This is a genomic window from Streptomyces sp. URMC 126 (genome assembly GCF_051386555.1).
Lineage (GTDB): Bacteria > Actinomycetota > Actinomycetes > Streptomycetales > Streptomycetaceae > Streptomyces.
The window spans coordinates 1-9009 of the sequence record NZ_JBPQTX010000288.1; the positions used below are offsets into that span (position 1 = coordinate 1).

The 9009-nt window shown below is 75.5% G+C and carries 10 protein-coding genes; 1 reads left to right on the forward strand and 9 read right to left on the reverse strand.

Going from position 1 to position 9009, the window contains the following annotated elements:
• Positions 1-54 precede the first annotated feature (54 nt).
• The 6 genes from ACSNOK_RS26610 to ACSNOK_RS26635 all read right to left on the reverse strand — a co-directional run bounded on the left by ACSNOK_RS26610 (position 55) and on the right by ACSNOK_RS26635 (position 6064).
• Positions 55-1041: an aldo/keto reductase gene (locus tag ACSNOK_RS26610; protein WP_436783313.1), complete on the reverse strand. Its 987-nt coding sequence runs from the start codon at positions 1039-1041 to the stop codon at positions 55-57.
• Between the two features lie 115 nt (positions 1042-1156).
• Positions 1157-2074 carry a LysR family transcriptional regulator gene (locus ACSNOK_RS26615; protein WP_436783314.1) on the reverse strand — a complete coding sequence of 306 codons (918 nt, stop codon included), beginning with the start codon at positions 2072-2074 and terminating at the stop codon, positions 1157-1159.
• A 62-nt stretch (positions 2075-2136) separates the two neighbouring features.
• Complete coding sequence (locus tag ACSNOK_RS26620) at positions 2137-3357, reverse strand: MFS transporter (protein ID WP_436783315.1); 1221 nt, start codon at positions 3355-3357, stop codon at positions 2137-2139.
• A 318-nt stretch (positions 3358-3675) separates the two neighbouring features.
• Positions 3676-4119 (reverse strand): DUF5709 domain-containing protein, encoded by a 444-nt coding sequence (locus ACSNOK_RS26625; protein WP_436783316.1) that lies wholly within the window; start codon positions 4117-4119, stop codon positions 3676-3678.
• A complete protein-coding gene (locus ACSNOK_RS26630; RefSeq protein WP_436783317.1) occupies positions 4116-4511 on the reverse strand; it encodes a hypothetical protein in 396 nt (131 codons plus the stop codon). The genes ACSNOK_RS26625 and ACSNOK_RS26630 overlap by 4 nt, the downstream gene beginning before the upstream one ends.
• Positions 4512-4876: 365 nt before the next feature.
• On the reverse strand, positions 4877-6064 hold the full coding sequence (locus ACSNOK_RS26635; RefSeq protein WP_436783318.1) for a DNA topoisomerase IB: 1188 nt from the start codon (positions 6062-6064) through the stop codon (positions 4877-4879).
• 224 nt (positions 6065-6288) lie between these two features.
• On the opposite strand from ACSNOK_RS26635, the gene ACSNOK_RS26640 reads away from it, so the two are divergent.
• Positions 6289-6903, forward strand: coding sequence for an HAD family acid phosphatase (locus ACSNOK_RS26640; RefSeq protein ID WP_436783319.1), 615 nt, complete (start codon positions 6289-6291; stop codon positions 6901-6903).
• Between the two features lie 185 nt (positions 6904-7088).
• On the opposite strand, the gene ACSNOK_RS26645 is transcribed toward ACSNOK_RS26640, so the two are convergent.
• From ACSNOK_RS26645 to ACSNOK_RS26655, 3 genes are read right to left on the reverse strand one after another with little or no spacing between them, the layout of a single operon-like run.
• Entirely contained in the window at positions 7089-7355 is a 267-nt protein-coding gene (locus ACSNOK_RS26645; RefSeq protein ID WP_436783320.1) for a DUF4235 domain-containing protein, read from the reverse strand.
• Positions 7352-7804, reverse strand: a complete 453-nt coding sequence (locus tag ACSNOK_RS26650; protein WP_436783321.1) for a DUF3618 domain-containing protein — start codon at positions 7802-7804, stop codon at positions 7352-7354. The genes ACSNOK_RS26645 and ACSNOK_RS26650 overlap by 4 nt, the downstream gene beginning before the upstream one ends.
• Positions 7801-8280 (reverse strand): phage holin family protein, encoded by a 480-nt coding sequence (locus ACSNOK_RS26655; protein WP_436783322.1) that lies wholly within the window; start codon positions 8278-8280, stop codon positions 7801-7803. Before ACSNOK_RS26655 ends, ACSNOK_RS26650 begins: the two co-directional genes overlap by 4 nt.
• Positions 8281-9009 lie beyond the last annotated feature (729 nt).

The following is a 9009-nucleotide window of genomic DNA, read 5'->3' on the forward strand; positions in this document are numbered from 1 at the left end:
GAGGGGGGGCGGCGTGGTGCGGTAAGAGCACCACGCCGGCCGGCACCGGTGCCCTCAGGGCGCCAGCGCCGCGTCCACCAGGGCCAGTTCCTCCTCCGTGAAGGTGAGGTTTCGGGTCGCGGCCAGGCTGTCGTCGAGCTGCGCCGTGCCGCTGGCCCCGACGATCACGGAGGTGATCGTGGACCGCAGCACCCACGCCAGCGCCAGCTGCGCGAGCGTCTGGCCGCGCTTGACCGCCACGTCGTTCAACGCCCGCAATCGCGTGACGAGTTCGGGCGTGACGTCGGCGGAGGTGAGGAAGGGGCTGGCGCCGGCCGCCCGGGAACCGGCCGGGATCCCGTCGAGGTAGCGGTCGGTCAACAATCCCTGGGCCAGGGGTGAGTAGGCGACCGATCCGACCCCGAGCTCGTCCAGGGTGTCCAGCAGTTCCTCCTCGGGGGCGCGGTCGAGGAGCGAGTACCGGGGCTGGTGGAGGAGGAGCGGGGTGCCGAGGTCGCGGAGGATGCGGGCGGCCTCGCGGGTCTGCTCCGGCGAGTAGTTGGAGACGCCGACGTAGAGGGCTTTGCCCTGGCGGACCGCGGTGTCCAGGGCGCCCATGGTCTCCTCCAGCGGGGTGCCGGGGTCCGGGCGGTGGGAGTAGAAGACGTCCACGTACTCCAGGCCCATGCGGCGCAGGCTCGCGTCGAGCGAGGCGAGGAGATGCTTGCGGGACCCCCATTCCCCGTAGGGGCCGGGCCACATCAGGTATCCGGCCTTGGTGGAGACGACGAGTTCGTCGCGGTGCGCGCGCAGCCCGCCGTCGAGGACGCGGCCGAACGCGGTCTCCGCCGCTCCGGGCGGTGGCCCGTAGTTGTCGGCCAGGTCGAAGTGGGTGACGCCGTGGTCGAAGGCGTGGGTGACGAGGGACCGCTGGGTGTCGAGGTCGCGGTCGGTGCCGAAGTTGTGCCACAGCCCGAGGGAGACGGCGGGGAGCTTCAGCCCGCTGCGGCCGGCGCGGCGGTAGGGCATGGTGGCGTAGCGGTCGGGGTCGGCGAGGTACACGACAGACCTTTCCGTGGATCCGGTCCGGGGGCACCAGCTTGGCGGACGGCCTCCGCCGTCACCAGCACCCCGCGCCCGGGGCGGCCGGCGCACCCCTGCGCCGGCGCGGACGGGCTCACCCCCGGCGGCTGCCCACCTTCCCGCCGCGGTCGCCGGCCCCGGCGCCCCGCACGCGTCCGGACCGCTCACCGTCCGGGCCCTGCCGCAGGACGCTCCCGAGGGTGGCGGCGTACGGGTGCGGGTCGGCGCGCGGGTACGCGTAGGTGAGGACGGCCTCGGGGGCGCCCGTGAGCGGCAGGTACAGGATGTCCGGGTCGGGGTGCTGCGCGGCCACCGACGCCGGGAGTACGCCGACGCCGCGCCGGGCGGCGACGGCGTGCAGGTACTCCTCGATGTTGGCGGTCTCCTCGCCGATCTCGGGGGTGGCGTCGGCCGGCCAGTCGCCCGGGGTGAGGGTGCCGCTGACGGTGTCGACGACGAGGCAGCGGCGCCCGACGTCCCGCCAGCCGACCCGTTCGCGCGTGGCCAGGGTGGACCTCCGGGAGACCGCCGCGATGTACGGCTCGCGCAGGATCTCGGTGGTGACCATGCGCGGATCGCGGACGGTCCCCCAGAGCAGCGCCGCGTCGACGGAGCCCTCCCGGAGCCCGGCGGTGCGGTCCTCCCGGCGGACGACCCGGACGGGGACGAGGTACCGCTCCTCCAGTGTGGCCTGCGCCCGGCGGCCGAGCCGGAGGGGGAAGCCCCAGGCGTAGCCGAGGCGCAGCGTGGACTGCGGCTCGGCGGGCCGGAGCGCCGTTTCGAGCCGGGGCAGGAGGAGTTGGAGCTCGGCCCGCAGGCGGCTCCCCTCCTCGGTCAGGCGGGGGTGGCGGGTGCTCCGGTCCAGCAGCGGCCGGCCCAGCACGTCCTCCAGGCGCCGGATGTGCCGGCTGAGCGTGGGCTGGGAGACACCGAGCCGGTCGGCGGCCCAGGTGAAGTGCTGCTCCTCGGCCAGGACGAGGAAGTACCGCAGGTGACGGAGGCCGATGTCCATGGGGGCCATGCTAGTCACCGCCGACGCGGGCGACGGCCCCGTGTTCCGGCTGTTTTCCCAGCTCAGGACGGTGCGGATGGCTGCTCCCCGGGTCGGACGGCGCGGCGTACCACGGTCAGGTGCAGGACGAGGGCGAGCAGGGTGAGGGCGCCCGTGCAGTACGGCAGGGCGCCCGGGGAGGTGCCCAGGCCCAGGACGACGCCGCCGAGCGCGGAGCCGATGCCGCTGCCGAGGTAGACGGCGGAACTGTTGAGCGAGACGGCGACCGTGGCCTGTCGCGGCTGGGCCGCGATGAGCTGGTGCTGCTGGGGCACCTGGACGGCCCATCCGGCCGCGCCCCAGACCACCAGCGGGACGGCCGTCAGGGCCGCGGCGGTGTGGGCGGCGGCGGGCAGGACCAACTGGGCGCCCGCGATGAGGGCCAGGACGCAGGTCACCGCGGCGAAGGGGCGGCGGGTCCGGTCCACGACGGGTCCGATGGCGAGGCTGCCGGCGATGCCTCCGGCGCCCCAGGCCCACAGGGCCCAGACCGTCCGGTCGGTGTGGGCGGCGTCCTTCAGGAACTCGGCGAGGTAGGTGTACAGGCCGAGGCTGGCGACGCCGCCGAGCAGCGAGACGGTGACGATCCCGGCGACCCGGCCGCCGGCGAGGGCGCGCACCCGTTCGCCCAGCGGCGGCGGAGCGCTCACCTCGACGTCCGGGAGGCGGGTGATGCCGACGAGGGCGACCGCGCCCAGCGCGGTGATCAGCCACAGCGTGCCCCGCCACCCCAGGTGCGACGCGAGGAGCAGGCCGGCGGGGACGCCGATGACGGTGCCGACGCTCAGGCCGCCCATGACGGTGGCCAGCGCCCGGCCGCGCCGTTCCGGGGAGGTGAGGCCGGCCGCCGTGGCGGCGGCGATGGGTGAGTACACCCCCGCGCCGACGCCCGCCACCCCACGGGCGACCAGCAGGACGGTGAGGGTCGGGGCGAGGGCGGTCAGCGCGTTGCCGAGGGTGAAGACCACCAGGGCCACGCCGAGCACGGTCCTCGCGGGCCGGGCGGCGAGGAGGGTGGCGAAGAGCGGTCCGCCCAGCGCGTAGCAGAGGGTGAAGACGGTGACCATCTGCCCGGCGGAGGAGGCGGAGACGTCCAGGTCGTCCGAGACCAGGGGCAGCAGCCCGGCCGTCACGTAGGCGTCCACGCCCAGCGCGAACGTGCCCAGCGCCAGCAGCGGGATGAACCCGGCTCGTCCGGCGCGTCGTTGGGGGGTGGTGGTATCCGATGTCTGTGTGGCGCTCATCCGAGGCGTTCCCAGTCTGTCTCGTGCCCAGGGTGGCGCGGGCCCGCACCGTGTACGGGTGGCATTTACGTACAGGGGGTCCCCGTACCGCAAGCGAGGCGATCGCATCTCTCATGCGTCTTCTGTATGACCGCAAGTCGGCGCGGTGGACGGGGTGCGATGAGACGCCGGTCACACGGCGGGTCATGCCCACGGAGGGCGGCACGCCCGGGGGCGGCACGCCCGGGGCGGGAACTCACCCCGGGCAGGAGGAGCGGAGCCGGTGAAGAGGGGCGGAGCCGGGGCGGTCTCCCGGGGAGGCCGCACCGGCTCCGTCCGTCACAGCGCCTCGTCGTCCCTGATGCGCACGGCCTCCTCCTCGGCGGAGAGGCCGTCGGTCGTGCCCTCCTGGGAGTAGACGTCCTGCTCGCGGGGGCGGTCCGGGTCGGGCTCGTCGTAGAGGAGTCCGGCGGGTTCCTCGGCGGTGGCCTCCGCGCCGGCGGAGGGCTCGTCGGGCTCGGGGTCGTCACGGGCGGGCCGGCGAGGCTCGGCGAGCCGGGTGGGGTCCGCCTCGGGCTCCTCCTCGTTCAGCCGCTCGTCCAGCGGCCGGCCCTCCCGCATCTCCTCGGCGGTCGGACGCTCCTCCGTGACGGCGGTGGGGGTGTCCCCCGGTACCGGCATCCGCTGGGGGTCACTCGACCGCTGCTGCTCCGGCGTACCGTCCTGCAGGTCCGGGATGCCCTCGTCCTCCGGAGAGACTCCAGGGTCGTGGGGGGTGGTCACGGGGTCTCCTTCCGTTCGGGGGTGTCCGCGCCGGGGGCGTCCTTGGCGGGGGCGCTCTTGCCGGGGGTGTCCTCCCGCCCCAGCCGCTGCCGTTCACGCTGCCCGTGCCGCGCGTTCCCGCCGCGTTCCCCGGGCGGGCGGCCGTATCCCGGCGGCGGGTCGACCTCGACGGGCGGGTGCCAGGGGCCCCGCCGCACCTCCTCACCGGGCTGGAGCCCCTCGACGGGCCCCTCGGCGATCTCCGGCTGCTGTACGTCGCTGCCGGCCACGTTCGGTGTGTCGCCCTTGCCGATCGGCGCGGGCCGCGCGCGCGGCGCCCCGCCCTCGTCCCGCCGTCGCCCGCTCCGCTCGCCCTGTGGGTCCTGCTTCCGGGCACCGTCGTCTGCCTGCATGACGTCCTCCGTTCCGGGGCGGTTCTCGGTCCACGGCCACCCGCGCCGACGCGGCGGACGCGGCCGACGCGGACGGGGTCCGGGCCGACCGGCCTGCCGAGACTCTGCCGGCTCCGGTGGCTCCGGTGCGTCCGGTAGTCCCATGCGTCGTCGGGGCCGGTGGCTCGGGTGGCTGCGTGGTGATCAAGCGCCTGCCCGCTGCGCCGGTTCCGACGCCTCCCGACCACCCCTGTTCGCCTGGCGAGTAACCCCTGCGGCGCGGCCTACGCAGAGTGCACCCCGCCGCGCCCGCGGGCCACCCGGGCGGCTCAGGGAACGGGGGGCGCGGGAACGCCGACGCGGGAACAGCGGCGGGCACCGGCCGTTCAGACGCCCTTCGGCGGGCGGCCCGTGCGGAGCATGTGGAGGACGGCGCGTTCGGCGGGGCCGTGGGTGGCCGGGGCGCCGGGGTCCACGCCGTCGCCGAGCCGTGGGAGGGCGGGGGCGATGGTGACGCCCTCCTCGTACAGCTCGATCACCCGGGGGTTGATGTACGAGGCGCGGCACACGGCCGGGGTGTTGCCGAGGTAGCCGGCGACCTCGCGGGCCGCGCGGGCGACGGCGCGGCGACGGGCGGTCTCGCTGCGGACGGCGCCCTGGGAGACGGCCAGCGCGACGGCGGCCATCACGGTGGCGTGCCAGGTGCGGAAGTCCTTGGCGGTGATGTCGAGCCCGGCCTGCTCCTTGAGGTACGCGTTGACGTCGTCGCCGCTCACCTCGTGCCAGGCGCGCCGTTCCCAGTAGGCGAGCAGCCGGTCGTCCTCGCCGCGGCGGCGGAGCAGGGCGGTGAGGGTGCGGCAGGCGGCGGGGTCGGTGACGGGCAGCACGATCTCCCTGCCGTGCTTGCCCGTGTAGGTGAAGACGACCGCGCCGCGCCGCCGGCGGGCGTGCTCGCGCAGCAGGGTGGTCAGGCCGTAGCTGTTGTGCAGTTCGGTGTAGCGGTCGCTGCCGACGCGGAAGAAGCCGAGGTCGAGCAGGCGGACGGCGGTCGCCAGGACGCGGCGCCGGGTGAGGCCGCGGTCGGCCAGGTGTTCCTCGACGGTCTCCCGCAGGGCGGGCAGGGCCTCGGCGACGTCGAGGACGTGGTCGTGCTTGGCCCGTTCCTGCTCGGCGCGGAACGCGGGGTGGTACAGGTACTGGCGGCGGCCCGCGGCGTCGGTGCCGACCGCCTGGAGGTGCCCGTCGGGCCGGGTGCAGATCCACACGTCGCGCCAGGCGGGCGGGATGACGAGCTCCCGGATCCGGGCGAGCGCGTCGGGGTCGCGCAGCGGCGCGCCCTCCGCGTCGCGGTAGCGGAAGCCGCGCCCGTGCCGGACCCGGACGTAGCCGGGGTCGGTGGGCCGGCTGTGGTGGAGGCGTGAGGGGGCCCGTTCGCTCCAGCCGCGGGGGCCGGTACGCGCCGGGCCCGGCGAGCCGGAGGAGCCGGCCGGGCCGGGTGAGCCGGACGCCTGCCGTGGGAGGGCGCGGACTCGGCGCTCCCGGGTGGGGATCACGTCTCCGACGGGGCTCTTCATACCGGCCTGATACCCGGAGAACTGTCGTTCACGTCGAGGCGGCGGCCGTCTGCCGGTACGGGTGGGTGCCGTGGTGCGGCCCGGCGTCCTTTCCGGACGGCCGCAGGCCGCCATGCACACCTCAAAGAACCTTCACATCCGGGCCACCGTTCATTCGCCCGGCCGCCCCCCGGTGCTGCTGATCTGTCGGACGGTCACACTGGTCACCGGAAGGAACGCGTTCGATGCCCCCCACTTCTCCCCTGCCCGCAGCCTCCGCCGCCATCTGGACCCCGAGGTTCCGTACCGCCGCGCTCGCCGCGCTGGCCGCGCTCGCGCTGCCGCTCGCGGCACCGGGCACGGCCGGTGCCGCCCGGCCGGGCCCGGACGCGGACGTCCCCGACTACCGCACCTGGCAGGCCGACGTACGCGAAGCCGTCGACCCGGTGATCCCCTGGCTGCGGGAGCGGACGGCGGGACGCGGCGGGAAGCCGGCCGTCGTGCTGGACATCGACAACACCGCGCTGGAGACGTACTACCACCCGGGACGCGCCAACGAGCCCGTGCTGCGCGTGGCCCGCTGGGCGCGCGAGCACAAGGTCGCCGTCCTCTTCGTCACCGCTCGTACCTCCTCGTCGTCCGCCCGGAAGGACCTCACGGCGGCCGGCTATCCGGTGGACGCGATCTGCACCCGCGAGCACGGCGAGAGCAAGAGCGAGGGCAAGGAGCGCTGCCGCGAGGAGCTTACGGAGGGCGGATTCCGCATCACCGCCAACATCGGCAACCGTTCCACCGACTTCGAGGGCGGTTACTACGAGAAGGGCTTCAAGCTGCCCGACTACGGTGGCAGGCTTTCCTGAAGCGGGAATCGCCCGGGGGGGGCGGCCGGGAGGGGAGGGACGGAGCGGGGTGTCGGCCCCCCGTCGACCCCCGCCGGGTCCCCGCCGGGGCCGCTCCGGCAGGGGACGGAGTGTGAGGGGGCGGAGCATCAGGGGACGGAGCGTCAGGGGCGGAGTGGCTCGGTCCGTCGGATACGTGCCCGTCGTCAGTCCGGCCACGTGCCCGTCAGGCGGCGGGTGGCGGTGGCGCCGGCGCGGTCCACGGCCGCCTTGACGACGGAGAAGACCGCGCCCTGCAGGGCGGCGGCCAGCAGGACCTCGCTCCAGGTGCGGTCCTCGTCCGTCGCGTCGGGAGCGTCGTCGTCGTGCCCCAGCAGCTTCCACGTGCGCCGGAAGGCCGCCCCGGCGAGCATGCCGCCGGCCAGGCCCAGGGCGAACCCGACCGGTTTGTAGGCGATCTTCACCCCCTTCACGGGGACCTCCTCGTGCGCCGCGCCACCCCCACGGCGAGGACGACGGCGCCCGCCGCGAGCAGGGGTCCGCGTCCGACGCGCAGCAGGCCGGTGACCCGCCGGGCCGTCGCCAGGACCGGTTCCGGTGCCCGTTGCCGTACCGTCTCGACGACCGTCGTGGTCCGCTGCGTCAGTTCGGCGCGGGCCGTGGCCGCCTGGGCGCGGACGGGTTCCGGTACCCGGTCCCGTACCTGCCGGACGACCTGCGATCCCTTGTCCAGGGCCTGTTCCGTGGCCTGTCCGGCCGCGTCCTTGACGGCGGTCGCCTTCCGTTTCGCCTGTGCCTTCACATCGGCCTTGCGGGCCAGGGCGTCCACCGTGTGGCCCAGCTCCTCGCGGGCGCCCTCCGCTTGGGCCCGCAGGTCCTCGGTCGTCGGTGCGGCCCGCCCGTCCTCGGAGCTCTCGCTCATCGGGTGCTCCTCTCCTTGATCATCGCGGTGTCCTTCTTGACGCCTTCGATCGCCTGCCCGGGAACCGGCGGCGCAGCCTCACGAATCCGCCGCCGGCCGGCGAGGGCCAACACCCCGGCGCACACGCCCAGTACCGCGGTGACGATCAACGCCGCCGCCCACACCGGCAGCACCAGGGAGAGGGCGGCGACGGCGGTCGCCGCCAGGGCCTGGAACGCCACGAACCCCACCAGGCCGGCGCCGCCGAGGAGGCCGCCGCCCTTCCCGAAGCTCCGGCCCTTCTCCACCATCTCCGCCCGCGCCAGCCGCATCTCCGCCCGCACCAGCTCGGCGAGTTGGTCGGACGCCCGGGAGACCAGGGCGCTCACCGACTCCTCGCCGCGGTCCGGCACCGGACCGGGCGCGGGGCCGGGCGCCGGGCCCCGGCCGCGCTCCTCGGTACGGCCCTGCCGGGGAATCCGGTCCAGGAAACTCATCGACGATCACCCGTCCTCCGTGTTGCCATGCGTATTGCCTTGTCGTTCCGCGTCCGGCTTCCCTCAGCGGTCAGAGCGCCGCCGGGCGTCGCCGTCGCGTCGTCCGTCGCCTGGCGCTTACCCCGTTCGCCGGAGATGCGGCCTCCCGGTGGCGAGGAGCTCGGCGTGCGTCCGGCGCCCGGCCGCGCGCCGTCGTCGTCGTCGGCTGCGGCGGAGGGCCGCACGCCCCTGCGTGGCGGCCGGATGCTTCGTTCGCGCGCTGTGCGCGTGAGGTGGTGTCCATGGGGCGTGTGCGGTGCCTACAGGTTCGGCCGGCCTCTATGGCTCGTGCCCGCCCCTGTTGTCCGCGCGCCGTCCCACGCGGCGCGTCCGCGTTCCGTGCGCCGGGAGGCAAGGCCGGGTGCGCGTACGGGCAAGTTCCGGTGCGCGGCGGGCCCTAGTCTCGTCCGGACACGGTGTGTTTACGGGCCGCGCGCCGGAGACGGCCGTTGCCGCCGGTAGGAGACGACCGTCCCCGCCGGCCGGAGGCGGCCCGTTTCCGACCGGGCGTGGGGCGCGAGAGGACGCGACCGGTCGGGCTCAGGCGTGTGGGCGCGCTCCGGCGCGCGGGCGCGATCGGACGCGCGGGCGTGGCCGGACGCGCGGGCGTGGCCGGACGCGCGGGCGTGGCCGGACGCGCGGGCGTGGCCGGACGCGCGGGCGTGGCCGGACGCGCGGGCGTGGCCGCAC

Excerpts from the sequence above, each read along its gene's own strand:
- ACSNOK_RS26615 (WP_436783314.1), bottom strand. The coding sequence starts at position 2,074 with ATGGACATCGGCCTCCGTCACCTGCGGTACTTCCTCGTCCTGGCCGAG.
- ACSNOK_RS26620 (WP_436783315.1), bottom strand. The coding sequence starts at position 3,357 with ATGAGCGCCACACAGACATCGGATACCACCACCCCCCAACGACGCGCC.
- ACSNOK_RS26630 (WP_436783317.1), bottom strand. The coding sequence starts at position 4,511 with ATGCAGGCAGACGACGGTGCCCGGAAGCAGGACCCACAGGGCGAGCGG.
- ACSNOK_RS26635 (WP_436783318.1), bottom strand. The coding sequence starts at position 6,064 with ATGAAGAGCCCCGTCGGAGACGTGATCCCCACCCGGGAGCGCCGAGTC.
- ACSNOK_RS26640 (WP_436783319.1), top strand. The coding sequence starts at position 6,289 with ATGCCCCCCACTTCTCCCCTGCCCGCAGCCTCCGCCGCCATCTGGACC.
- ACSNOK_RS26650 (WP_436783321.1), bottom strand. The coding sequence starts at position 7,804 with ATGAGCGAGAGCTCCGAGGACGGGCGGGCCGCACCGACGACCGAGGAC.
- ACSNOK_RS26655 (WP_436783322.1), bottom strand. The coding sequence starts at position 8,280 with ATGAGTTTCCTGGACCGGATTCCCCGGCAGGGCCGTACCGAGGAGCGC.